General features: G+C 63.8%; 21 protein-coding genes and 2 tRNA genes. 14 read left to right on the forward strand and 9 right to left on the reverse strand.

From position 1 onward, the window contains the following. The 6 genes from WH303_RS05360 to WH303_RS05385 all read right to left on the reverse strand — a co-directional run bounded on the left by WH303_RS05360 (position 1) and on the right by WH303_RS05385 (position 5384). Positions 1-77: transfer RNA gene (locus tag WH303_RS05360), tRNA-Met, on the reverse strand. A gap of 138 nt (positions 78-215) precedes the next feature. Next, positions 216-292: transfer RNA gene (locus WH303_RS05365), tRNA-Met, on the reverse strand. A 154-nt stretch (positions 293-446) separates the two neighbouring features. Continuing rightward, positions 447-1226 carry an enoyl-CoA hydratase gene (locus WH303_RS05370; protein WP_021025456.1) on the reverse strand — a complete coding sequence of 260 codons (780 nt, stop codon included), beginning with the start codon at positions 1224-1226 and terminating at the stop codon, positions 447-449. Between the two features lie 148 nt (positions 1227-1374). Further along, complete coding sequence (locus WH303_RS05375) at positions 1375-3210, reverse strand: M61 family metallopeptidase (protein ID WP_339517306.1); 1836 nt, start codon at positions 3208-3210, stop codon at positions 1375-1377. Between the two features lie 110 nt (positions 3211-3320). Further along, entirely contained in the window at positions 3321-4034 is a 714-nt protein-coding gene (locus tag WH303_RS05380; RefSeq protein WP_021027301.1) for a DsbC family protein, read from the reverse strand. A 192-nt stretch (positions 4035-4226) separates the two neighbouring features. Continuing rightward, on the reverse strand, positions 4227-5384 hold the full coding sequence (locus WH303_RS05385) for an FAD-dependent monooxygenase (RefSeq protein ID WP_339517307.1): 1158 nt from the start codon (positions 5382-5384) through the stop codon (positions 4227-4229). 248 nt (positions 5385-5632) lie between these two features. Between WH303_RS05385 and WH303_RS05390 the strand changes: the two genes are divergently transcribed. The 5 genes from WH303_RS05390 to WH303_RS05410 all read left to right on the forward strand — a co-directional run bounded on the left by WH303_RS05390 (position 5633) and on the right by WH303_RS05410 (position 10992). Further along, positions 5633-6514 (forward strand): MOSC domain-containing protein, encoded by an 882-nt coding sequence (locus tag WH303_RS05390; protein WP_339517308.1) that lies wholly within the window; start codon positions 5633-5635, stop codon positions 6512-6514. Positions 6515-6603: 89 nt separating this feature from the next. Further along, complete coding sequence (gene ychF, locus WH303_RS05395) at positions 6604-7698, forward strand: redox-regulated ATPase YchF (RefSeq protein WP_339517309.1); 1095 nt, start codon at positions 6604-6606, stop codon at positions 7696-7698. Positions 7699-8017: 319 nt separating this feature from the next. Then, positions 8018-8929 (forward strand): NUDIX hydrolase, encoded by a 912-nt coding sequence (locus tag WH303_RS05400; protein ID WP_339517454.1) that lies wholly within the window; start codon positions 8018-8020, stop codon positions 8927-8929. Positions 8930-9079: 150 nt separating this feature from the next. Further along, positions 9080-9949 (forward strand): carboxylating nicotinate-nucleotide diphosphorylase, encoded by an 870-nt coding sequence (gene nadC, locus WH303_RS05405; protein WP_339517310.1) that lies wholly within the window; start codon positions 9080-9082, stop codon positions 9947-9949. A 50-nt stretch (positions 9950-9999) separates the two neighbouring features. Further along, positions 10000-10992: a tripartite tricarboxylate transporter substrate binding protein gene (locus WH303_RS05410; RefSeq protein WP_445228255.1), complete on the forward strand. Its 993-nt coding sequence runs from the start codon at positions 10000-10002 to the stop codon at positions 10990-10992. Between the two features lie 34 nt (positions 10993-11026). On the opposite strand, the gene WH303_RS05415 is transcribed toward WH303_RS05410, so the two are convergent. Next, positions 11027-11560: a YqaA family protein gene (locus WH303_RS05415; RefSeq protein WP_339517311.1), complete on the reverse strand. Its 534-nt coding sequence runs from the start codon at positions 11558-11560 to the stop codon at positions 11027-11029. Between the two features lie 318 nt (positions 11561-11878). On the opposite strand from WH303_RS05415, the gene dusB reads away from it, so the two are divergent. The 5 genes from dusB to WH303_RS05440 all read left to right on the forward strand — a co-directional run bounded on the left by dusB (position 11879) and on the right by WH303_RS05440 (position 16310). Further along, a complete protein-coding gene (gene dusB, locus WH303_RS05420; protein WP_339517312.1) occupies positions 11879-12952 on the forward strand; it encodes a tRNA dihydrouridine synthase DusB in 1074 nt (357 codons plus the stop codon). Further along, positions 12949-13182, forward strand: coding sequence for a Fis family transcriptional regulator (locus WH303_RS05425; RefSeq protein WP_021027292.1), 234 nt, complete (start codon positions 12949-12951; stop codon positions 13180-13182). Before dusB ends, WH303_RS05425 begins: the two co-directional genes overlap by 4 nt. Positions 13183-13260: 78 nt before the next feature. After that, positions 13261-14859, forward strand: a complete 1599-nt coding sequence (gene purH, locus WH303_RS05430) for a bifunctional phosphoribosylaminoimidazolecarboxamide formyltransferase/IMP cyclohydrolase (RefSeq protein ID WP_339517313.1) — start codon at positions 13261-13263, stop codon at positions 14857-14859. A 105-nt stretch (positions 14860-14964) separates the two neighbouring features. Beyond that, positions 14965-15453 carry a c-type cytochrome gene (locus tag WH303_RS05435; protein ID WP_339517314.1) on the forward strand — a complete coding sequence of 163 codons (489 nt, stop codon included), beginning with the start codon at positions 14965-14967 and terminating at the stop codon, positions 15451-15453. A 146-nt stretch (positions 15454-15599) separates the two neighbouring features. Then, positions 15600-16310, forward strand: coding sequence for a Bax inhibitor-1/YccA family protein (locus WH303_RS05440; RefSeq protein ID WP_312990270.1), 711 nt, complete (start codon positions 15600-15602; stop codon positions 16308-16310). An 85-nt stretch (positions 16311-16395) separates the two neighbouring features. On the opposite strand, the gene hemL is transcribed toward WH303_RS05440, so the two are convergent. Both hemL and thiD read right to left on the reverse strand, forming a co-directional pair. Continuing rightward, the gene (gene hemL, locus WH303_RS05445) at positions 16396-17691 is read right to left on the reverse strand and encodes a glutamate-1-semialdehyde 2,1-aminomutase (protein WP_339517456.1); all 1296 of its coding nucleotides are present in this window, start codon (positions 17689-17691) and stop codon (positions 16396-16398) included. A 121-nt stretch (positions 17692-17812) separates the two neighbouring features. Further along, complete coding sequence (gene thiD / locus WH303_RS05450) at positions 17813-18739, reverse strand: bifunctional hydroxymethylpyrimidine kinase/phosphomethylpyrimidine kinase (protein ID WP_339517315.1); 927 nt, start codon at positions 18737-18739, stop codon at positions 17813-17815. Positions 18740-19032: 293 nt separating this feature from the next. Here thiD and WH303_RS05455 point away from each other — a divergent pair, with 293 nt between their 5' ends. From WH303_RS05455 to WH303_RS05470, 4 genes are read left to right on the forward strand one after another with little or no spacing between them, the layout of a single operon-like run. Next, positions 19033-19419, forward strand: a complete 387-nt coding sequence (locus WH303_RS05455) for a response regulator (protein ID WP_021027286.1) — start codon at positions 19033-19035, stop codon at positions 19417-19419. A 9-nt stretch (positions 19420-19428) separates the two neighbouring features. Further along, positions 19429-19794, forward strand: coding sequence for a response regulator (locus WH303_RS05460; RefSeq protein ID WP_021027285.1), 366 nt, complete (start codon positions 19429-19431; stop codon positions 19792-19794). 3 nt (positions 19795-19797) lie between these two features. Further along, positions 19798-20325: a chemotaxis protein CheW gene (locus tag WH303_RS05465; RefSeq protein ID WP_021027284.1), complete on the forward strand. Its 528-nt coding sequence runs from the start codon at positions 19798-19800 to the stop codon at positions 20323-20325. Between the two features lie 38 nt (positions 20326-20363). Further along, positions 20364-22631 carry a methyl-accepting chemotaxis protein gene (locus WH303_RS05470; protein ID WP_021027283.1) on the forward strand — a complete coding sequence of 756 codons (2268 nt, stop codon included), beginning with the start codon at positions 20364-20366 and terminating at the stop codon, positions 22629-22631. Positions 22632-22785 lie beyond the last annotated feature (154 nt).

A 22785-nucleotide genomic window follows, 5' to 3' on the forward strand; every position in this document is an offset into this window, starting at 1 on the left:
TGGTGGTCGTAGTGGGACTTGAACCTACGACATCAGCATTATGAATGCTGCGCTCTAACCAACTGAGCTATACGACCGACGAGCTCCATTGTAGGGGCGGATGGCTGCGAAGCCGCGCGCTGGCCGCGACTTTTTCGGCAGGACTTGCAGCCATCAAAACGGATGCGCCAAAGAGAAAAGCCGCAGTGATCATGCAATCACTGCGGCTTGAAACCTGGTGGTCGTAGTGGGACTTGAACCTACGACATCAGCATTATGAATGCTGCGCTCTAACCAACTGAGCTATACGACCGGCAGAACGAAATTATATACCGAAAATTTGGGCCGGCGATCAATGTCGCCAGGTTTTGTCAAAATTCGGCCATTTGGCGTGGCGGGCGCCGGCCGTGCCTGTACCGGCCGTGCCTGTACCCATTGGCCTGGCGCCAACGGCACCGCAACGCCGATCAGCTGTTGCTGAACTGGGCCGGGCGCTTGTTGACGAAGGCGTCCATGCCTTCCTTCTGGTCATTGGTCGCGAACAGCGCGTGGAACAGGCGCCGCTCGAACATCACCCCGTCGTTGAGGCTGCCCTCGAACGCGCGGTTCACCGATTCCTTGGCGGCCATCACGGCCAGCTGCGAGAAGCCGCTGATGATGATGGCTGCGCCCAGCGCCTCTTCCATCAGCTTGTCCACAGGCACCACGCGGCTGACCAGGCTGGCACGCTCGGCCTCGTCGGCGTTCATCATGCGGCCGGTGAGGGCCAGGTCCATGGCCTTGGCCTTGCCCACGGCGCGGGGCAGGCGCTGCGTGCCGCCGGCGCCGGGGATGACGCCCAGCTTGATCTCGGGCTGGCCAAAGCGGGCGTTGTCGGCGGCGATGATGAAGTCGCACATCATGGCCAGCTCGCAGCCGCCACCCAGTGCGTAGCCGCTGACGGCGGCAATGACGGGCTTGCGGATGCTGCGGATCGCTTCCCAGTTGCGGGTGATGTAGTCGCCGCCATAGGCATCGGCAAAGCTGTACTTGGCCATGGCGCCAATGTCGGCACCTGCGGCAAAGGCTTTTTCGCTGCCGGTGATGATCATGCAGCCAATGTTCTTGTCGGCGTCAAAGGCCTTGAGCGCCTCCCCCAGCTCATTCATCAGCTGGTCGTTCAGCGCGTTCAGCGCCTTGGGGCGGTTGAGCGTGATGATGCCCACCTTTTCGGCTTCGACGCGCACTTCGATCATTTCATAGGCCACGGTCTATCTCCTTGGGTTTGTGGGGCAGCAGCGGCCTGCTGGCGCCCGCATGGTCGACAGGCATCCTACACCAAGCGGGCTGTTGCGGCGCAGCAGCCTGCCCAAGATGGCGCTTTTTGGGTGCAGGTGGGCGCGCCGCTATCGGCGATCAGCGCCCATCCAGCCAGAGATTGACCAGATTCACATCGGTGACAGCCAAGGTGACCGTATCACTCTGGCTGGCAGTTTTTGGAGGCTTCTTGCGGCCTTTGGCTGCGGCGCTGGCGGCGCGCTCGGGCAAGGCCAGCGGCAGGCGCAGCAGGCGTTTGTCGCGGGCCACCAGGGCCAGCACCTGCTGGGCATCCCCGGCGTACAGCGGCAGGTCGTCGAGCTTGTGCAGGCGCCAGCCACCGCTCTGGGCGCTGGCCTGCAGCGGTTCGATGCCCAGCCATTCGTCGCCCGCCATCATGCCCGCGGCCTCGGCCGCGCCGCCGCGCAGCACCACCTTGATGCTGATGCCCGCAGCGCCTTCGGCCACGCGCAGGCCCAGCTGCTGGGCAATCTGGGGCTTGTCGGGCTGGCAATCCACGCCATGGGCCTGGAGCAGGGCGGCCACGGGCAGATCGAGCTTGCCATGCACCCAGGCGCTGATGTCGGCGGCCCAGCTGCGGCCCGTCAGCTCGTGCAGCACATCGAGCAGGTCCTGCTCGCGCATCGGGCCGGCCTTGCAGCGCCGGTACAGTGCCCGCATCACCACGTCCAGCCCGCTGTGGCCTGCGCGGCGCAGGCTCAGGTCCAGGCACAGCGCCACCAGCGATCCCTTGGTGTAGTAGCTGACGGTGGCGTTGGGCGTGTTCTCGTCCTGGCGGTAGTACTTGACCCAGGCGTCATAGCTCGCCTCGGCCACGCTTTGCAGATGGCGGCCCGGCGTCTGCAGCACCTGGTTCAAGGTCTTGTTGAGCAGCTTGAGGTACTGGCTGTTGTCCAGCAGGCCGGCGCGGCGCAGGACCAGGTCGTCGTAGTAGCTGGTAAAGCCCTCGAAGAACCACAGCAGCTCGGTGTAGTTCTCGCGCTCGTAGTCGTAGCTGGCCAGCTCCATCGGGCGCAGGCGCTTGACGTTCCAGGTGTGGAAATACTCGTGGCTGATCAGGCCCAGCAAGGTGATGTAGCCGCTGCTGGCCTGGGCCTCGCCCTTGCGGGGCAGGTCGCGCCGGCTGCAGATCAGGGCGGTGGAGTTCTTGTGCTCCAGGCCGCCGTAGTTGTCGTCCATGGCGTTGAGCATGAACACATAGCGCTCGAAGGGCGGCTTGCCACGGGGGTGCCAGAGCCGGATTTCGGTCTCGCAGATCTTTTGCGTATCGGCAATGAGGCGTGCGCCATCAAAGCTGGGCGGTGCGCCGGCCACCACAAAGCGGTGCGCCACGCCATGGGCGCTGAACTCGGCGCTCCAGAACGGCCCCATCTCCACCGGGCAGTCCACCAGCTCGTCGTAGCTGCTGGCATGGTAGCGGCCAAAGCCCTGGGGGTTGGTCTGCGCGGCCAAGAGGCCGGTAGCCACCTGCCAGTGGGGCTGCTGGGCCGGCGGCTCGATGTGCAGCACCTGCAGCAAGGCCTCGCTGCCATGCACACGCAAAAATACGCTGGTGCCGTTGAAGAAGCCGCGCTGGCTGTCGAGCCAGGCGGTGCGCACCGAGCTGTCGTAGGCGCAGATCTGGTAGCTCAGGGTGACGGGTTCCGCTGCGCTGCAGTCCACCACCCAGGTGTTCTTGTTCTGCTGCTGGATATCGACCAGCTGCCCGTTCTGGCTGGCGCCGAGGCCCTGCAGCGATTTGGAGAACTCGCGCACCAGGTAGCTGCCCGGAATCCAGACCGGCAGCGACACGGTCTGCATCGCCTTGGGCCGGGGGATGTTGAGCACGACCTGGTAGAGGTGGGCATGCAGATCGATGGGCGTGATGGTGTACTGGATGGCGTGCGGTGCCAGGGCGGGTGCGCTTTTGGTCATAGCCTGCAAGCGTAGCCCCAATTGCATGGTCGCGTGCCGACCCAGGAATTCAACGGACGCAAAAAAGGCCCCGAAGGGCCTGATGGGATGCGGGCAGCAAGCTGCCAGGCTTACTTGACGGCCTTGAGGCGTTTTTCCAGGTCATCCGAGCCGATCGCGCCGGGAACGCGCGAGCCATCGGCAAAGAAGATCGTTGGCGTGCCGGTGATCTTGTACTTGCGGCCAAATTCCATGTTGCGCTGCAGCGCGGTCACGTCGCAGCTCGATGCGGCGGCGGGGGCATCGGTGCCCTTGAGCATGTGGCTGGCCCATTCCTTGGCCGGGTCCTTGGCGCACCAGATATTGCGCGACTTCTCGACCGAGTCGGGGCTCAGGATCGGGTAGAGGAAGGTGTAGACCGTCACGTCCTTGACGTTTTGCAGGTCTTTCTCGAAGCGCTTGCAGTAGCCGCAGTTGGGGTCTTCAAAGACGGCAATCTTGCGCGAGCCATTGCCCTTGACGGTCTTGATCGCGTCCTTCAGGTTCAGGCTGTTGAAGTCCACCGCCGTCAGCTTGTTCATGCGGTCTTCGGTCAGGTTGCGGTGCGCCTGGGTGTCGATCAGCTCGCCCTGGATCAGGTAGTTGCCCTTGGCGTCGCTGTAGAACAGGTCGGTGCCCACGCGCACTTCATAGAGGCCCTGCATCGGCGTGGCGCTGACTTCGTCAATCTTTTGCAGTTGGGGGATACGCTCTGCCAGCGCCTTGCGGATCGCGTCTTCTTGCGCACTGGCAGAGAAACTGGCCGCGATGGCAGCACTGGCCAATACGGTAGAGAGAATTCGCATGAGAAACCTTTTTTGAATCTTGATGGTGAAAGCCTGCGCGCTGGAGAGACCCCAACGCAGGGAAAGCCGCTTGGCGGTGCACCGCTGTCCGTCTGGGCAGGAACTGCGCCTGAACGCTAAACCCCCGTCAATATGAACATTTTGGTACCGCAAGCGGCTTTTGGCCGAACGACGGTTTGTACCAGATGGGCGCTAAAAGTTCACTCCCATGGCCTGGCGGGTGACCCAGGATTTCAGCGGGCCGCTGCTCTCAAAGCCGCGCATGCCCCAGTTTCTCAGGCTCTGCAAAGGTGTCTCTGGCCTGGTAAACAATTGTTGAATGCTGTCCATTGCCAAGCCGATGGGGGCCAGGCGCGCCTTGCGTTCGCGCTCATAGCGGCGCAACAGGCGCAGGTCCGACAGGCGGCGCCAGCGCGCATCTTCGCTGGTCAGCAAACGGGCCAGCGCGGCGATATCGGCCATGCCCAGGTTCAGGCCCTGGCCGGCCAGCGGGTGCACGGCGTGGGCGCTGTCGCCGGCCAGCACCCAGCTTTGGGCCCGGGCGGTACCTTGCAGGGCGCTTCCGGGCATCGGGCCGCACCACTGGCGCGCAACCGATTGCTGCAGCGGCCAGGCGGCGCGCTCGGCGCAAACCGTCAACTGGCCCAGCATGCCCTGGCTGGCCGATTCCAGCGCCATCGCCAGGCCTGCATCGTCCAGCGCCTTGACGCCTTCGACCTGGCTGACCGGCAGCGACCAGACGACGGCCACCTCATGGCCGTCCGGGCCGCCCAGCGGCAAAAAGGCCAGAATGTCGCCAGCGGCCGAAAACCACTGGCGCGCGGCCTGGCCATGGGGGCGCTCGCAGCGCAGGCGGGTGGCGACAGCCGTCTGGTGGTAGGGGATGGTGGCGAACTCCACGCCAAATTCTTCGCGGGTGCGGCTGTGCTTGCCTTCGCAGACCACCGTCAGCGCGGCATCGACCGGGCTGCCTACCGTCTCGACCATCGGTTGGTAGCGCACGGCAGCGGCCAGTTGCGCTTCCAGCGCAGGCACATCGACGATCCAGTTCAGCGGCTCGGAATGCTGCTGCGCCGCATCAAAATGCACCTCGCCGCCTTGGTCGCCATAGACATCCATGCGGGTCACCGGGGTGGCGTACTGGGCCTCGGGCCAGCTGCGCACCGACTGCAGCACCTCGCGCGAGAGCTGGTTGAGCGCATAGGCGCGCACATCGCCGTGGCCGCTGTTGCTGGGCGCAGGCGCCGTGTCCACCAGCGCCACACGCATGCGCTCGCGCGCCAGCAACAATGCCAAGCTGCGGCCCACAATGCCCGCGCCACGGATACAAACGTCGAATTCAGAAGCCATAAGCGATCTATTGTAGTGGGGCACCGTGGCAGTGCAGCGCGCAGGTACGACTTGCCGCAGGGGGCTGGCCACCGTTGGGCGCGCAGTCGGGATCCCTTGCAAAACCCTCGCCACTTGGGATGGGCGCGGATCGCCCGACCCGTATTCAGACCATGGCAGGGGAGTTTTGCTGAGCATCCCTAGGTGCAGGGCGGCCTTTTACTCGTTACAGTGTGGTTTGCCCAGAATCAACCCAGGCGCAGAGCAGCATGGCAAATAGCGATTTTTTTGATGTCACCGGCCATATTGGCCAATTGTGGGTTTTTCCCATCAAATCCTGTGCCGGCATCGCGGTGCAAAGCGCACGCCTGTTGGCCACGGGCCTGGAGCATGACCGGGCCTTCATGCTCGTCGATGGGCGGGGCGAATTCATCTCGCAGCGCGAAATCGCCCGCATGGTGCTGGTGCAGCCGGCCATTGCCGATGGGGTGATGACGGTCACGGCCCCGGGCATGGACCCGCTCCAGGTGGACATGGCCTTTAGCGGCCCCGAGCGCGCGGTGCGCGTCTGGGACGACCAGGTGACGGGCCTGCAGGCGCCCGATGCGGTCAATGCCTGGTTCAGCGCGTTCTTGCAGACGGAATGCACTTTGGTGCGCATGGCCCCGCAGGCGCTGCGCCTGGCGAGCAAGAAGTGGACGGGCGGGGCCGATGCGCCCACGCAGTTTGCCGATGGCTTTCCGGTGCTGGTCGTCAGCCAGGCCTCGGTCAATGAGCTCAATGAGCGCCTGCGCCAGGCGGGCGAGGTGCCGGTGGTGGCTGAGCGCTTTCGCGCCAATATCGTCGTCGACGGTTTCCAGTCGCATGACGAAGACCGCATCGAGAGCCTGTCGGTACAGCAGGGCGGCCCGGGTAGCCAGCTATGGGCCGATCTGCCCCTCGTCAAGCCCTGCGCGCGCTGCCCCATCCCCGATATCGACCCGGCCACCGCTGCGAGCGGTACCAGCGTGACCGACACTTTGCAGACCTACCGCCACGATGAGCGCCTGGATGGCGCCGTGACCTTTGGCATGAACGCCTATGTGCCAGCGGGCACGGGCGGGGTGCTGCGGGTGGGTGATGCTGTCGGCGGCGCCCTGCAGTTTGACTGAGGCCCCCCGTTAATACGCCTGGATTCGCGATTGCCATGCAGTCGGCTTAAAATACCGGGTTTGTCCGAAAGAATAGAGAAAGCACTGCCATGAGCCTCAAATGCGGCATCGTCGGTTTGCCCAATGTTGGCAAGTCCACCCTTTTTAATGCGTTGACCAAGGCAGGGATTGCCGCCGAAAACTATCCTTTCTGCACGATCGAACCCAATACCGGCGTGGTGGAAGTGCCTGATCCGCGTCTGGACCAGCTGTCCAAGATAGTAGAGCCCGAGCGCGTTGTTCCGGCCATCGTGGAGTTTGTCGACATCGCTGGCTTGGTGGCAGGCGCCTCCAAGGGCGAAGGCCTGGGCAACCAGTTCCTGGCCCATATCCGCGAAACCGACGCCATCGTCAACGTGGTGCGCTGCTTCGAAGACCCGAACGTGATCCACGTGGCCAACAAGGTGGACCCGATCGCCGATATCGAAGTGATCCAGACCGAACTGTGCCTGGCCGACCTGGCCACCGTGGAGAAGGCGCTGAACCGCTACAGCAAGGCGGCGAAGTCGGGCAATGACAAGGAAGCCGCCAAGCTGGTCTCGCTGCTGACCCCCATCCAGGCCGTGCTCGACGAGGGCAAGCCCGCCCGCATCGTGCCCGTGTCCAAGGAAGACGCGCCGCTGCTCAAGCAGTTCTGCCTGATCACCGCCAAGCCAGCGATGTTTGTCGGCAATGTCAGCGAAGATGGCTTTGAGAACAACCCGCTGCTCGACAGCCTTAAGGCCTATGCCGAAGCACAGGGCGCACCCGTGGTTGCCATCTGCGCCAAGATCGAGGCAGAAATGTCCGAGATGGGCGACGAAGACCGCGACATGTTCCTGCAGGAAATGGGCCTGGAAGAGCCCGGCCTGAACCGCCTGATCCGCGCTGGTTTCACCTTGCTGGGTCTGCAAACCTACTTCACCGCCGGTGTGAAGGAAGTGCGCGCCTGGACGGTGCCCGTGGGCGCCACCGCGCCCCAGGCCGCTGGCGTCATCCACGGCGACTTCGAGCGCGGCTTTATCCGCGCCCAGACCATCGCCTTTGATGACTACATCCAGTACAAGGGTGAGCAAGGCGCCAAGGAAGCCGGCAAGATGCGCGCCGAAGGCAAGGAATACATCGTCAAGGATGGCGATGTGCTGAACTTCCTCTTCAACGTCTGACCGTTTCGGCGACGACACTGCCTGCGCGCACTCGCTGCGTGCTGGCGAACCCCAGGAGCCCGCTGCTTTGTCAGCGGGTTTTTTCATGGCGCCTTGCGCTCATGCGCATGTGGCAGCGGGATGGCAGAGCAGCGCGGCAAGCCGTTATAAGATAGCCGCTGCTTGCCAGACTGTGGCCCCGTTGGCGGTCGCTGCAGGCGCAGCCCCGTCCATCGATTCTTGAAAGCCCCCTTTGGTGACCCCACCTGCCGCCAACACACTAGCCACTGCTGCGCCCGCGCCCCTTGCGCAAAGCGCCGCCGAGCGCGAGCAGCATTCGGTGCAGGCCGATCTGGTGGCGGTGCTGGTGGCGGTGACGGGCGGGCAGCCGCGCATATTGACCACGCAGGCGGGCGAGACGCTGCCAGCGGGGCCTTTCACCGCCAACCACCGCTCGCTGCAGGCCAGCCTGCGCGCCTGGGTGGAGACCCAGACCCACCACCCGCTGGGCTTTGTCGAGCAGCTCTACACCTTTGCCGACCGCGACCGCTCGCAGGAGCTGGGTATGCGGGCCATCTCCATCAGCTACCTGGCATTGACGCGCGAGCTGGACGATGCCGGCCAGGCCCAGCCGGGCTGGCAGGACTGGTACCGCTATTTCCCCTGGGAGGACTGGCGCAGTGGCGCGCCGGCGATGCTGGGCCAGCGCATTGCACCCGCCTTGCAGGCCTGGAGTGGCCAGGCGGCGGACAAGGCGGCGGCCAGCGCGAGATGGGAGCGGGCCTGTGTGAGCTTTGGCCTCGACGGCAACGACTGGAACGAAGAGCTGGTGCTGCAGCGCTACGAGCTGCTGTTTGAAGCGGGCCTCGTGGCTGAGGCCTGGCGCGATGGCATGGCGGCCCCCCAAGGCCAGACCTTGCTGGGCATGGCGATGCGCAATGACCACCGCCGCATTCTGGCCACCGGCATGGCGCGGCTGCGGGCCAAGATCAAGTACCGCCCGGTGGTGTTCGAGCTGATGGCCGACAGTTTCTCGTTGCTGCAGCTGCAGCAGACCGTGGAGGCACTGGCCGGGCGCAGCCTGCACAAGCAGAACTTTCGCCGCCTGATCGAGCAGCAGGCGCTGGTGGAGGACACCGGCGAGATCAGCAGCCAGGGCGCAGGCCGCCCTGCCAAGCTGTTTCGCTTTCGCCGCAATGTGCTGGTGGAGCGGGCAGTGGCGGGCAACAAGCTGCCGCTGGCACGCGGCTGACCACCCCAATCCCTCTTTGAAGGCCTGAGCGCAGGTGACAGGTCCCCAGGCTTCAGCGCTTGACAGTACTTATGCTCAGGTTTAGCATAAATCCCCGTGCGACTGCTACAAGGCTGGTGCGCCCCTTTTTTTACTCTATAAATACTCAAAATGAGCATTAATCAAACCGCTGCGCTGCCCGTTCCTCCTTTGCCCGATGTGATGCTGGAGCCGCTGGTGCGCATGGCGCTGCTCGAAGACCTGGGCCGCGCCGGCGACCTGACGACCGACACCATCGTGCCAGCAGATGCCAGGGACAGCCTGCGCCTGGTGGCGCGGCAAGCGGGCGTGCTGGCAGGGCTGGATCTGGCGCGGCTGGCCTTTCATCTGCTCGACAGCGGTCTCGTGTTTGAGCCGCTGTGCGGTGATGGCACGGTGCTGGCGCCGGGCATGGAGATCGCCCGCATCCACGGCAAGAGCCGGGCGATCCTGACGGCGGAGCGCACGGCGCTGAACTACCTCTGCCATTTGAGCGGTGTGGCCAGCGCCACCTATTCGATCGCCCAGGCGATCCAGCCCTATGGCACGCGGGTGACCTGCACGCGCAAGACCATGCCGGGCCTGCGTGCGCTGCAAAAGTACGCCGTGCGCGTGGGCGGCGGCAGCAACCACCGCTTTGGACTGGATGACGCCGTGCTGATCAAGGACAACCATATTGCGCTGGCTGGCGATGTGGCCACCGCCGTGGGCCGCGCCCGGGCGGGCGTCGGCCATATGGTCAAGATCGAGCTCGAGGTGGACACGCTCGCGCAGCTTGATGCGGCATTGCAGCTCGGGGTGGACGTGGTGCTGCTGGACAACATGGACCTGGAGACCCTGCGCACGGCGGTGGCCATGTGCCGGGGCAAGGCCGTCACCGAGGCCTCGGGCCGCATCACGCCCGAGACGGCGCCCCAGGTGGCCGCCACCGGGGTGGACCAGATTGCAGTGGGCTGGCTCACGCACAGCGCCAAGGTGCTCGATATTGGCCTGGATGCCTGAGCCGGCCCTGTTTCCCCGAACACCTGGCATAACCTGGAAGGAGGCCTGTGATGCCCCGAGTTTTCCAACGCTTTTCCTGGTGGTGGGTCGCCAGCGCCACTGTGGCCTGCATTGCAGCTGGCCTGTGGCTGGGCGGCAGCAGCATGGCCGCCGCCCGCTTTGACAAGCCCATCACCATCGTCGTGACCTTTCCGCCCGGCGGCGGCACCGACCTGCTCGCGCGCAAACTGGGCGCCGCCTTGCAGCAGCGCAGCGGCCAGACCGTGGTGGTGGAAAACCGCCCCGGGGCCAGCGGCAATATTGGCGCGCGCCATGTGGCGCAGGCTCCGGGCGATGGCAGCAGCTGGCTGATGGTGAACAGCTCGTTCGCGATCAACCCTGCCGTTTACCGCCAGCTGGATTTTGACCCACGCCAGGACTTCAAGGCCGTGTTCAATGTGGGCACCATCGCCTCGGTGCTGGTGGTGCCGCAGGCCAGCGCGCTGCACAACCTGGCCGATGTGCGCGCCTCGGCGCAGCGGCTGCAGCTGCCCTTTGCCTCTTGCGGCAATGGCACGCCACAGCACCTGGCCGGCGAGATGCTGGCCCAGGCCGCGCAGCTGCATTTGCAGCATGTGCCCTACAAGGGCTGCGGGCCGGCCATCACCGCCGTGGCCGCCGGCCAGGTCGCCATGGGCATGGTCACCGCCAGCAGCGCAGCGCCGCTGATCGATGCCGGCCGCGTGCGCGCCATTGCCATCACTGCGCCCCAGCGCCTGGCGCAGTGGCCCCAGGTTGCCACTGTGGCCGAGCAGGGCAGTGCCGGCTTCAGCGTGGAGCAGTGGCATGGTCTGTTGGCGCCTGCCGCCACCAGCGATGCCGTCGTGCAGCACATGCATGCGGAGCTGGCGCAGATCCTGGCCGAGCCTGCGATGCAGCAGTGGCTGCGCGATCAAGGCTACACGCCGGTGCAGCAGAGTGCGGCTGAGTTTGGGCGGGTGATTGCCAGCGATATAGACCGCTATGCGGCCGTGGCGCAGCAGCTGGGCCTGCGGGTGGATTAGTGCGGCAGAGGTGGGCGCCGGGCTCAGCGCGACTTCACGAAGGCCAGAAATGCAAAATGGTGGCCGTCATCACCAGGTAGCGCAAAAACTTGCCCACCGCCATATAGAACACGCAGGGCCAGAATGGCAGGCGCAGCCAGCCGGCCACGGCGCAGAGCGGATCACCGACGATGGGCAGCCAACTGAGCAGGCAGGCCTTGGCACCAAACTTGCGCAACCAGATGCGGGCCATGCGCTGGTGGCGGCTTTGCTTGTTGGGTGGGGCAGGGGGCTGGCTGGGGTCGGTGGGGTCAAGCCCAACCTTACGCAGGCTGCGGGCCTTGTACCAGGCGGTGCGGGCCAGCGCGCCGGTCCACCAGCTGATGGCGCCGCCCAGGGTGTTGCCGGCGGTAGCCACCAAGATGGCCTGCCAGAACAGATCGGGGTTGAGGTGTAGCAGGCCGGCCACAGCGGGCTCGGAGCCGAGCGGCAGCAAGGTGGCCGAGATCAGGGCCACGATAAAGACCGTGCTGAGCCCGAACTGCGGCAGGGCCAGCCATGTCAGCAACTGTTGAATCCAAGCTTCCATGGCTGCCAGTGTAGCGGCTGGGGGCCGCCCGCCAGCGGCGCTGCGGGCTGCGGCCGTGTCAGCCAAGAGGCCGAAAAATGCCATCTGGACAAGCGCTTGCGGCCGAGGCGCTGGAGCGCTCACTGCGGCTGCCAAGCGCGCCTTTGGGGCGTCTCTGGGGCGTTGCCAGTGGGCGCCCCGTCGCCCATTTTTTGGGCATTCCCAAATGTCAAGCGGGTAGATTGGATGTTTGCTACTTTTTTAAGCAGTACAATCTGCCCCTTCCCCTCACCACAACAACCAGCACTTCGGTGGCGAAGTGCTCGCTTTTTGCATTCCATGTCCGTCCACATCGGTCCCTATACTCTGGCCAACAACGTGTTTGTGGCGCCCATGGCGGGCGTGACGGACCGGCCTTTTCGTCAGCTGTGCAAGGCGCTGGGGGCGGGGTATGCGGTCAGCGAGATGGTGACCAGCCGCAAGGACCTGTGGGACAGCCTCAAGACCAGCCGCCGCGCCAACCATGCTGGCGAGCCTGGCCCGATCTCCGTGCAGATCGCAGGAACCGACGCGCCGATGATGGCCGAGGCGGCGGTCTACAACATCGAGCGCGGCGCGCAGATCATCGACATCAACATGGGTTGCCCGGCCAAGAAGGTCTGCAACAAATGGGCCGGCTCGGCGCTGATGCAAAACGAGCCGCTGGCCGTCGAGATTGCTGCAACCGTGGTGGCGGCTGCTGCCCCCCATGGCGTGCCGGTGACCTTGAAGATGCGCACCGGCTGGAGCGATGACCACAAGAATGCCGTGCAGCTGGCGCGCCAGTTCGAGCAGGCGGGCATCCAGATGCTTACCGTGCATGGCCGCACGCGCGAGCAGGGCTACCGGGGCCTGGCCGAGTACGACACGATCCGTGCCGTCAAGCAGGCGGTCTCGGTGCCGGTGGTTGCCAATGGCGATATCACCAGCCCGGCCAAGGCACGCGATGTGCTGGCCTTTACCGGTGCGGACGCGGTGATGGTGGGACGGGCGGCCCAGGGCCGCCCCTGGATTTTTCGCGAGATCGTGCATTTTCTGCAGACCGGCGAGCTGCTTGCGCCCCCCTTGGTGGCCGAGCTGCGCCGCCATCTGCTCGAGCACCTGCAGGACCACTATGCGCTGTACGGCGAGAGCACGGGCGTGCGCTCGGCGCGCAAGCACATTGCCTGGTATGTGCGCGATCTGCCGGGGGGCGATGCGTTTCGGCGCGAGATGAATGTGATTGACAACAGTGCGGCGCAATGGCAGGCCGTAGCCGATTACCTGTTAGCCCTGGGGCAACAGATGGACCGGCTGCCTGGCATGGCACCAGCACCAGAGGCCAGCGGGAGTGCGATGGCCCAAGCAACAACAATGAGTGATGACTTTGTATGAGTAAGACGACGATTGAGCAGTCCGTGCGGGACAGCCTGCAGACCTATTTTCAGGATCTGGAAGGCGAGGTGCCGGACCGCGTGTACGAGATGGTGGTGCGCATGGTGGAGCGCCCGATGCTGGAGGTGGTGATGAACCACGCCGACAACAACCAGTCGCGGGCCGCCGAATGGCTGGGCCTGAACCGCAACACGCTGCGCAAGAAGCTGGTCGAGCACAAGATGCTCTGACTCGCGCCCTGATTTCAGTGCTGCTTGCGCCCGCTGCGCATGCGGCACAAGCCTGTTTCTATCTTTGAAGTGATTGACATGAAAGCCCTGATTTCCGTTTCCGACAAAACCGGTATTGTCGAGTTCGCCCAAGCCCTGCACGCGCTGGGTGTGCAGCTGCTGTCCACCGGTGGCACCGCCAAGCTGCTGGCCGACAAGGGCCTGCCCGTGACCGAGGTGGCCGAGGTCACCCGCTTCCCCGAGATGCTCGACGGCCGCGTCAAGACCCTGCACCCCATGGTGCATGGCGGCCTGCTGGCCCGCCGCGACCTGCCCGAGCACATGGCTGCGCTGAAGGAACACGGCATCGAGACCATCGACCTGCTGGTGGTGAACCTCTACCCCTTTGAAGCGACCGTCGCCAAGGCCGGCTGCACCCTGGCCGATGCCATCGAGAACATCGACATTGGTGGCCCGGCGATGGTGCGCTCGGCTGCCAAGAACTGGAAGGATGTGGGCGTGATCACCGCCGCCGACCAGTACGACGCCGTGCTCGCCGAGCTGAAGGCCGGCGGCAAGCTGAGCAACCAACTGCGCTTTGCACTGTCGGTGGCTGCTTTCAACCGCATCAGCCAGTACGACGGCGCGATCAGCAACTACCTGTCGTCGGTTACCTTCGAAGACGAGAAGCTGTCGGAAGAATACGTGCCCGAGCGCGCTGCCTTCCCCGGCCAGAGCAACAGCCAGTTCATCAAGATCCAGGACCTGCGCTATGGTGAAAACAGCCACCAGCAAGCGGCCTGGTACCGCGATCTGTACCCCGCACCCGGCTCGCTGGCCACGGGCGTGCAGCTGCAAGGCAAGGAGCTGAGCTACAACAACATCGCCGATGCCGATGCTGCCTGGGAATGCGTCAAGAGCTTCGAGGTGCCGGCCTGCGTGATCGTCAAGCACGCCAACCCCTGCGGCGTGGCCGTGGGTGCCGATGCATTTGAAGCCTACTCCAAGGCCTTCCAGACCGACCCGACCAGCGCTTTTGGCGGCATCATCGCCTTCAACCGCGCAGTCGACAAGGCTGCGGCCGAGGCCGTGTCCAAGCAGTTCGTCGAAGTGCTGATGGCCCCTGAGTTCAGCGCCGAGGCGCTGGAGATCTTCAAGTCCAAGGTCAATGTGCGCCTGATGAAGATTGCACTGCCCGCTGGCGGCAACAGCGACTGGGAGCAGGGCCGCAACGCCATTGAGTCCAAGCGCGTGGGCTCGGGCATCCTGCTGCAATCGGCCGACAACCACGAGCTGCAACTGGCGGATCTGAAGGTGGTGACCGTCAAGCAGCCCACCCCGCAAGAACTGCAGGACCTGCTGTTCGCCTGGAAGGTGGCCAAGTTCGTCAAGTCCAATGCCATCGTGTTCTGCAAGAACGGCATGACCATGGGCGTGGGCGCGGGCCAGATGTCGCGCCTGGATTCGGCCCGAATCGCGTCGATCAAGGCGGAAGCGGCCAAGCTGTCGCTGCAGAACACTGTGGTGGCGTCCGATGCCTTCTTCCCCTTCCGTGACGGCCTGGATGTGGTGGTCGATGCCGGTGCCACCTGCGTGGCCCAGCCTGGTGGCTCGATGCGCGACCAGGAAGTGATCGATGCTGCCAACGAGCGCGGCGTGGCCATGGTGTTCACCGGCGTGCGCCACTTCCGCCATTGATGGCACAGGCGGCGCCTGCCAGGGCGCTGCCGCTTTTCACCCAGGGCCGCGAACCTGCGCGTTCGCCGGCCCGTTTCCAGCGCTGGCCCCCGGGCCGATTCCAGCATGAGCGATTCGCAGCACCCTGACCCCGCCCCCAACCCCGATGAGGACAACGAAGCGCCACGCCGTTCGCGCTGGCTCGGCGTGCTGATCGTCGCATTTGCGCTGGTGGTGGGCCTGGGCATGTTCAATATCGGGCGGCTGATCATCCGGCCCAAGCCTGAGGTGACGGCCGCTGACCGCCTGATCGAGGCCAGCCCCCAGCTGCAAAAGGGGCGTGAGCTGGTCACCCGCAGCAGCGACTGCATGCGCTGCCACACGATGGAGCTCGATGTGGTGGGCCCCGGCTTTCGCAATATCGCCAAGCGCTATGCGGGCCGCGACGATGCCGTGCCCTACCTGGCCGGCAAGATCCGCGAAGGCAGCGTGGGCGAATGGGGCCGCATTGTGATGCCGCGCCACCCGCAGGTCACGCAGGAGCAGGCCGAGCTGATGGCCGGTTGGCTGATGGCGCTCAGCCCCGCCAAGACGCCCGCTGCCAGCCCGCCTTGATGGCCTGCTGCAGCGATGCCCTGGAGCCCGCTTCTACGCGGGCTTTTTTGTGCCCGGTGGCAATGCCCGTAGGCAGGGCCTGGAAAGGCCCAGCTTTGTAAAGCAAATCTGCGATACTGCTCCGACATAGACCTGAAGGAGGACGCATGAACTTTCCCGAATACGCCGGACACGGCGGTGGCCTGGCCGAAGCAAACAGCCGTGGCCAATTCATCAAGGCGGCCTACAGCCATCTGGCCGTAGCCATCTTGGCTTTTGCCGTGCTGTCGTTTGGCCTCTACGCCAGCGGCGCATCGTTTGCGATGCTCAAGATGCTGGGTGTCAGCAAATGGGGCTGGCTTGCGGTGATGGGCGCCTTCATGGTGGTGGGCTGGCTCGCCACCAACGCGGCGGACAATTCGGAAAGCACCGGCGTGCAGTACCTGGCGCTGGGCGGCTTTGTGTTTGCCGAGTCGCTCATTTTCGCGCCGATGCTGGCGATGGCCAGCATCATTGCCCCCGGCTCCATCCAGGCGGCATCGGTTGCCACGCTGGCACTGGTCGCGGGCCTGACCTTCACGGCCTTCACCAGCAAGAAGGACTTCTCCTTCCTGGGCGGCTTCTTGAAGATCGGCGGCCTGGTGGCCATCGGTATCATCCTGGCCGGCGTCGTGTTCGGCTTCAAGCTGGGGATCTGGTTCTCCGGCGCGATGGTGCTGTTTGCCGGCGCTTGCGTGCTGTATGACACCTCGCAGATCATGCGCCACTACCCCGCAGACCGCCCCGCTGGCGCGGCCCTGCACCTGTTCGCATCGGTGGCCCTGCTGTTCTGGTATGTGCTGCGCCTGATCATGCAACTGGGTGGCAGCGACGACTGATCGCCTGCGACAGACCACAAAAAACCTCGGCATGCCGAGGTTTTTTTATGCCCGCCAGAAGCGCTGGCGGAGGAGGGGGCGTGGCTTACAAGGTCTTGAAGACTTCGCGGGCCGCTTCGATCGTGGCCTGGATGTCGGCATCGGTATGCGCGCTGCTGACAAAGCCGGCCTCGTACAGCGCTGGCGCAAAGTAGTGGCCGCGCGCGAGCATGCCGTGGAAGAACTTGTTGAACAGCGGCTTGTCGCTCTTCATCACCGCCTCGTAGTGGCTGGGCAGCTCGGGCAGCAGGAAGAAGCCGAACAGGCCGCCCTGGTGGTCCACGCTGAAGGGCACGCCGGCGGCATCGGCCTCGGCCTTGAGGCCGGCCATCAGCTGGCCGGTCTTGGCATGCAGCGCTTCATGGAAGCCCGGCTGGCTGATCAGCGCCAGGGTCTGCAGGCCGCAGGCGGTGGCAATCGGGTTGCCCGACAGGGTGCCGGCCTGGTAGACCGGGCCCAGTGGCGAGAGCTTTTCCATGATCTCGCGGCGCGCGCCAAAGGCGGCCATCGGCATGCCGCCGCCAATCACCTTGCCCAGCACGGTGATGTCGGGCTTGAAGCCAGGGATCTGCTGCGCATACAGGCTCTGCGCGCTGCCCAGGGCGACGCGGAAACCGGTCATCACCTCGTCGTAGATCAGCAGCGCGCCATGCTCCTTGGTCAGCTCGCTGATGCGGCGGGTAAAGGCGGTGCTGGCGCGCACAAAGTTCATGTTGCCGGCAATGGGCTCCATGATCACGCAGGCGATCTGGCCGTCGTACTTGGCAAAGGCCTCTTCGAGCTGGGCAATGTCGTTGTACTCCAGCACGATGGTGTCCTGCACCACATGGTCGGGCACGCCTGCCGAGGACGAGGCGCCAAAGGTGGCCAGGCCCGAGCCGGCCTTGACCAGCAGCGCATCGGCGTGGCCGTGGTAGCAGCCGTTGAACTTGATGATCTTGTTGCGGCCGGTAAAGCCGCGCGCCAGGCGGATCGCACTCATGCCCGCTTCGGTGCCGGAGCTGACCAGGCGCACCATGTCCATCGACGGCATCAGCTTCAAGATGGCTTCGGACAGCGCAATCTCGCGCTCGGTCGGCGCGCCGAAGGAGAAGCCTTCGAGCAGCGCGGCCTGCACGGCGCTCAGCACCTGCGGATGGCCATGGCCCAGAATCATCGGGCCCCAGGAGCCGATGTAGTCCACATACTGCTTGTCATTGGCATCAAACAGGTGCGCGCCCTGGGCGCGGGCAATGAAGGCCGGCGTGCCGCCCACCGCATTGAAGGCCCGCACGGGCGAGTTCACGCCACCGGGAATCACCTGGCGGGCACGTTCAAACAACTGGGCGTTTTTATCGATCATCATAAGGGGCTCACATCTACACTGGCCTTGGATTGTCGGCCAAGCGGGCGCTTGGGGCTGTCAATCCGGTATTCACTGCACTGGAATGCGCAGGCTTTTGAACCGATTCTTTGAACAGGTTTTAGAGCGGGCGGGTATCGATACCGCCGCCTTCATCACCCGCTTCGCTCTCGTCTTCGTCTTCATCATCGGCATGCACCCAGAACAATCGGTCAGGCACGGTCTTGCCCATGCCGGGGCGCAGGCCGCCTTCGAGGCATTTGTCCAGGTAGGTCATCGCTTCTGCCGTGGCGTCGCTCAGGGGCACCTCGGTGGCCAGCAAGGCCGTGAGGGCGGCGCTCAGGGTGTCGCCCGCGCCGATGAATTCGGTCTCGAACAGCTCGAACTCGCCGCTGCCATAGATGGTGTCGGCCGAGGCAAGCACGTTTTCCACATGCTGGTCAGGCGTGGGGATGCCGGTCACCAGCACAAAGGGCACGCCATGGTCGGCAGCAGCCTTGGCCAGGTCGCGGGGGCTGGGGCGGTGCTCGGAGGTGCGCTCGGGCAGCAGCCAGCGCCACAGCAGTCCATAGGCCCCGACCAGCACGGTCACCTGGGGGAGCAGCAGCTCCTGGTAGGCGTCCAGGTAGTCGTCGATCAGCTCGCTGTCCCACCAGGCCATGCCGGCGACATAGGCCACCACCGGTACATCCGGGTAGTCGTTGGTTACTTCTGCACACACACGTACATTTTCAATTGAGCCCAAAAAGCCCAATTTGATCGCGCGGATCGGAATGTCCTGTAACACCGTCTGTGCCTGTTGTTGTACCGCATCATCGGACAGCGGGTAAAAGTCGATGGTGTCGAGGGTGTCACGGATCAGGGCACCGGTCACCACGGTGCAAGGGTGCCCGCCCATCGAGGCCACGGCCAGCGCATCGGCATTGGTGCCGCCTGCGCCACTGGGGTCATTGGCATTGATGCACAGGATACTGGCGGTATCGATGGTGGCTGCCAATGTGCTCTCACTGGGGCTGGATTCTGGCTGGTTTGTCAAGGAGGATGTCATAGGTCAACGAGATAGGGCACATTGGTACGGGAATCACCGTTAAATCTGTGTTGAAAAGCTACAATCGTTGCATTCTATGTAAAGCCTCTGTAAGCTTTTCAAAATTAGGAGCAGGGACGACGGGTGCAGTGTACGCGCTGTGGTGCAAAATGCATCTCCAGCACATGCGGATTCGTCGAAAGAAAAATTGCCATAGGGCGTATGTGTTCAATGCAAACGGGTGGGAGGGGCTTTGTCAGCCTTGGCTGCCGCGTGCATTCACATTTCATGACATGCAATGAGGAGGGTGGCCGGTGACAGTTTCCGCAGACAACTTCAAGGTATTGGTGGTCGACGATAGCAATACCATTCGCAGAAGTGCTGAGATTTTTCTGAAGCAGGGCGGCTACGAGGTGCTGCTTGCCGAAGACGGCTTCGACGCCCTCTCCAAAATCAACGATTTCAAGCCGGACATGGTGTTTTGCGACATCCTGATGCCAAAACTGGACGGCTACCAAACCTGCGCCATCGTCAAGCGCAATGATGCTTTTGCATCGACACCCGTGGTCATGTTGTCGTCCAAGGACGGCGTCTTTGACAAGGCCCGGGGACGAATGGTGGGGTGTGAAGACTACCTCACCAAGCCATTTACCAAAGATCAATTACTGGAAACCGTCGGACGTTTCGTTGCCGAGCGTTAAGGAGGGGTCGTGCCTATTCAAAAAGTTCTTATCGTTGATGACTCAAAAACTGAATTGATGTTTTTGAGCGATCTGCTTGTTCGCCAGGGTATGGTGGTGCGCACTGCGCAAAACTCGGACGAGGCGATGCTGCGCCTGTCGGAAGACCGCCCTGACCTGATTCTGATGGACGTGGTGATGCCCGGACAGAACGGCTTTCAGCTGACCCGTCTGATCACCCGCAGCCCCGAGTATGCGGATATCCCGATCATCATGTGCACCAGCAAGAACCAGGAAACCGACCGGGTCTGGGGCATGCGCCAGGGCGCGCGTGGCTATGTGACCAAGCCGGTGGATCCGGCCGAGCTCAAGGCCAAGATCGAGGCACTGGGATAAGGCATGGCACAGCGCGAAGACTTGCGAGAGCTGCAAACCCGGCTGGCCGATCGTTTGAGCCAGGCACGCAACCAGACCGCAGTAGGTGCCTCGTGGTTGGCCGTCAAGATCAGTGGCAAGAACTTTCTGCTGCCTTTGAGCCAGTCTGGCGAAGTGCTGGGCTGGAGCGGGGTGGAGCCTGTACCCTACACCAAACCCTGGATGCTTGGCGTGACCAGCATCCGGGGTATTTTGTTGACGGTGGTGGATTTGGCCCGCATGTTGGGCCTGCCCGTCGCGCGCAGTGAGCAGGTGTTTGCCGGGGCCTCGGTGGTCGCGCTCAACCCCATGATGGGCGTCAATGCCGCACTGTTTGTCGAGCAGCTCGAAGGCTTGCGCGGCAGCAATGATTTCTCGCAATCCAAAGACAAACCGGCCGATGCGCCGGAATTTTTTGGTGCGCTCTACCTATCCGCCAATGGCGAGCAGTGGCAGGAACTCAACCTGCAGCTGCTGGCCAATGCGCCCGATTTTCTCGATATCACGGTTTAGTGCGGGGCTTCCGCGGCTTCATCCTTTTCGGTATTTGTATGTTCAACAAACTATTCAAACGTAAAGAAGACGTGGCAGACCCAGGTGTCAGCATCTTCCCAGATGGTGACCAGGTGATGCTCTCCGAAGGTTCGACCGGCGACGGCCTGCCGCCCGCCAAGACGGCGGCAAGCGCCTCGGGCGCTGCGGTGCAGGACGATTACATGGCCCAGCTGGTCGAAGGCGATACCGCCAGCGAAGACCTGGTGACCTTGCCCATCCTGGGCGCTGCTCCGGCTGCCAAGCACCAGAAGACCTTGCTGACCATCGTGGTCGTCGGTCTGGTGGTCTTCTTTGGCCTGGCGGTGTGGGCGATTTTGCAGTCGCGCACCACCGGTGGCCAGCTGGCCGCGACCGGCCAGGCCCTGACCCAGTCGCAGCGTCTGGCCAAATCGGTGGGCCAGGCCGTCAACGGTAACGAGCAGGCCTTTGTCGAAGTGGCAGAAGCCTCGTCGATTCTGAAAAAGAACATCGACGGCCTGAACATGGGCTCGGACGACCCGGCCATCAAGGCGCTGGGCAGCTCCTACGCCGAGGTGCTGGCACCGCTGGTGGAAGCCTCGGACCGCACCGCCAGCAAGAGCGATGCGGTGGTCAAGCAAAAGGCCTCGCTGGTCGCGATGAACAAGGACTTGCAGGCTATTCACAAGAACACCCAGACCCTGCTGGAGCTGAGCGAGGCGGTGGTGAGCCTGAAGCTGCAGCAAGCGGCACCGACCGCTGAAATTGCCGCCGCCAGCCAGCTGGCCATGCTGACCCAGCGTATCGGCAAGTCGGCCAACGACTTCCAAAGCGCCTCGGGTGCGAACGCCGAAGCGGTGTTCCTGCTGGGCAAGGACTTGAACACCTTCAAGGAAATCGTTGCCGGTCTGCTCAATGGCAGCGCCGAGCTGCGCCTGAGCCCTGCCCGTGACGGCGCCGTGCGCGACAAGCTGCTGGAGCTGTCGGCCCAGTACGACATCACCCTGAAGGACGGCTCCTCGGTGCTGAGCAACCTCAAGGGCATCTCGGAGGCCCGTGAGGCCGAAGTCTCGATCCAGTCGGCCAGCGATCCGCTGCGCAAGGGCCTGGAAGTGCTGCAGGCTGACCTGAACAGCTGGTCCGACCGCGTCTGGCTGTACCTGGTGGGCATTGTGCTGGCCGCCTTGCTGGTGGGCCTGGGTGTCTGGGGCCTGGTGCGTCTGCAGCTGGCAGACAGCTTGAACCGCCGCCGCTCTGCCGAATCGCTGCAGCAAGAAGCCACGCGCCAGGAGCAGGAGGCCAAGCGCCTCAACGACGCCAACCAGGCCGCTATTTTGCGCCTGATGAACGAGTTGCAGTCCGTCGCTGAAGGGGATCTGACCCAGGAAGCGACCGTGACCGAGGACATCACCGGCGCGATTGCCGACTCGGTGAACTACACGGTGGAAGAGCTGCGCATGCTGGTGGGCAGCGTGCAGAACACGGCGACCCGCGTGGCGCAAACCACGTCGACGGTGGATTCCACCTCGACCGAACTGCTGGCCGCCTCGACCGAGCAGCTGCGCGAGATTCGCGAAACCGGCAAGTCCATTCTGGACATGGCAACCCGTATTAACCTCGTGTCCTCGCAGGCGCAGGAATCGGCCTCGGTGGCGCGCAAGTCGCTGATGGCTGCCGAGTCCGGTCTGCAGGCCGTGGAAAATGCGATCGGTGGTATGAACTCCATCCGTGACCAGATCCAGGACACATCCAAGCGTATCAAGCGCCTGGGCGAGTCCTCGCAGGAGATTGGTGAAATTACCGACCTGATCTCGGACATTACCGAACAGACCAACGTGCTGGCGTTGAACGCGGCCATTCAGGCGGCGTCCGCGGGTGAAGCCGGTCGCGGCTTCTCGGTGGTGGCCGAAGAAGTGCAGCGCCTGGCTGAACGTTCTGCCGATGCAACGCGCCAGATCTCGGTGCTGGTGAAGGCCATTCAGACCGACACCCAGGACGCGGTGGCCGCTATGGAACGCTCGACCCAGGGTGTGGTGGAAGGGGCCCGTCTGTCAGACAGCGCCGGTACGGCACTGGCGGAGATTGATCGTGTGTCGCGTGAGCTGGCAGATCTGATTCAACAGATTTCGCGTTCCGCGTCCGATGAAGCCGTTCAGGCCAATGATGTGGCGGAGAATATCCAGCATATTTTTGCGGTGACGGAGCAGACCAGTGATGGCACCCGTACCACGGCGCAGCAGGTGCGTGAGCTGTCGCAAATGGCCGAGGAACTGCGCCAGTCGGTGTCTCGGTTCAAGATTGCCTGACCCCATGCCTGCTGTTTAATTTTGACCCGCAATCGGGGACTGTTGCATGTCTATAGCTATTGAAAATAAAGCGGAAAACGCACAGCCAACAGAAGAGAGGGATCTCGGGCCATTGGCGTGGATCAATGACGAGGTACGCCGGTCATTGGAATCC

This window comes from Comamonas sp. MYb69, from assembly GCF_037479315.1.
Lineage (GTDB): Bacteria > Pseudomonadota > Gammaproteobacteria > Burkholderiales > Burkholderiaceae_C > Comamonas.

What these genes read in the sequence shown, in the direction of transcription:
- WH303_RS05435 (WP_339517314.1), top strand. Translation starts at nt 14,965, where the DNA reads ATGAGCGATTCGCAGCACCCTGACCCCGCCCCCAACCCCGATGAGGAC.
- WH303_RS05390 (WP_339517308.1), top strand. Translation starts at nt 5,633, where the DNA reads ATGGCAAATAGCGATTTTTTTGATGTCACCGGCCATATTGGCCAATTG.
- thiD (WP_339517315.1), bottom strand. Translation starts at nt 18,739, where the DNA reads ATGACATCCTCCTTGACAAACCAGCCAGAATCCAGCCCCAGTGAGAGC.
- WH303_RS05410 (WP_445228255.1), top strand. Translation starts at nt 10,000, where the DNA reads ATGCCCCGAGTTTTCCAACGCTTTTCCTGGTGGTGGGTCGCCAGCGCC.
- ychF (WP_339517309.1), top strand. Translation starts at nt 6,604, where the DNA reads ATGAGCCTCAAATGCGGCATCGTCGGTTTGCCCAATGTTGGCAAGTCC.
- hemL (WP_339517456.1), bottom strand. Translation starts at nt 17,691, where the DNA reads ATGATCGATAAAAACGCCCAGTTGTTTGAACGTGCCCGCCAGGTGATT.
- WH303_RS05470 (WP_021027283.1), top strand. Translation starts at nt 20,364, where the DNA reads ATGTTCAACAAACTATTCAAACGTAAAGAAGACGTGGCAGACCCAGGT.
- WH303_RS05440 (WP_312990270.1), top strand. Translation starts at nt 15,600, where the DNA reads ATGAACTTTCCCGAATACGCCGGACACGGCGGTGGCCTGGCCGAAGCA.
- WH303_RS05385 (WP_339517307.1), bottom strand. Translation starts at nt 5,384, where the DNA reads ATGGCTTCTGAATTCGACGTTTGTATCCGTGGCGCGGGCATTGTGGGC.
- purH (WP_339517313.1), top strand. Translation starts at nt 13,261, where the DNA reads ATGAAAGCCCTGATTTCCGTTTCCGACAAAACCGGTATTGTCGAGTTC.
- WH303_RS05465 (WP_021027284.1), top strand. Translation starts at nt 19,798, where the DNA reads ATGGCACAGCGCGAAGACTTGCGAGAGCTGCAAACCCGGCTGGCCGAT.
- dusB (WP_339517312.1), top strand. Translation starts at nt 11,879, where the DNA reads ATGTCCGTCCACATCGGTCCCTATACTCTGGCCAACAACGTGTTTGTG.
- nadC (WP_339517310.1), top strand. Translation starts at nt 9,080, where the DNA reads ATGAGCATTAATCAAACCGCTGCGCTGCCCGTTCCTCCTTTGCCCGAT.
- WH303_RS05415 (WP_339517311.1), bottom strand. Translation starts at nt 11,560, where the DNA reads ATGGAAGCTTGGATTCAACAGTTGCTGACATGGCTGGCCCTGCCGCAG.
- WH303_RS05375 (WP_339517306.1), bottom strand. Translation starts at nt 3,210, where the DNA reads ATGACCAAAAGCGCACCCGCCCTGGCACCGCACGCCATCCAGTACACC.
- WH303_RS05380 (WP_021027301.1), bottom strand. Translation starts at nt 4,034, where the DNA reads ATGCGAATTCTCTCTACCGTATTGGCCAGTGCTGCCATCGCGGCCAGT.
- WH303_RS05425 (WP_021027292.1), top strand. Translation starts at nt 12,949, where the DNA reads ATGAGTAAGACGACGATTGAGCAGTCCGTGCGGGACAGCCTGCAGACC.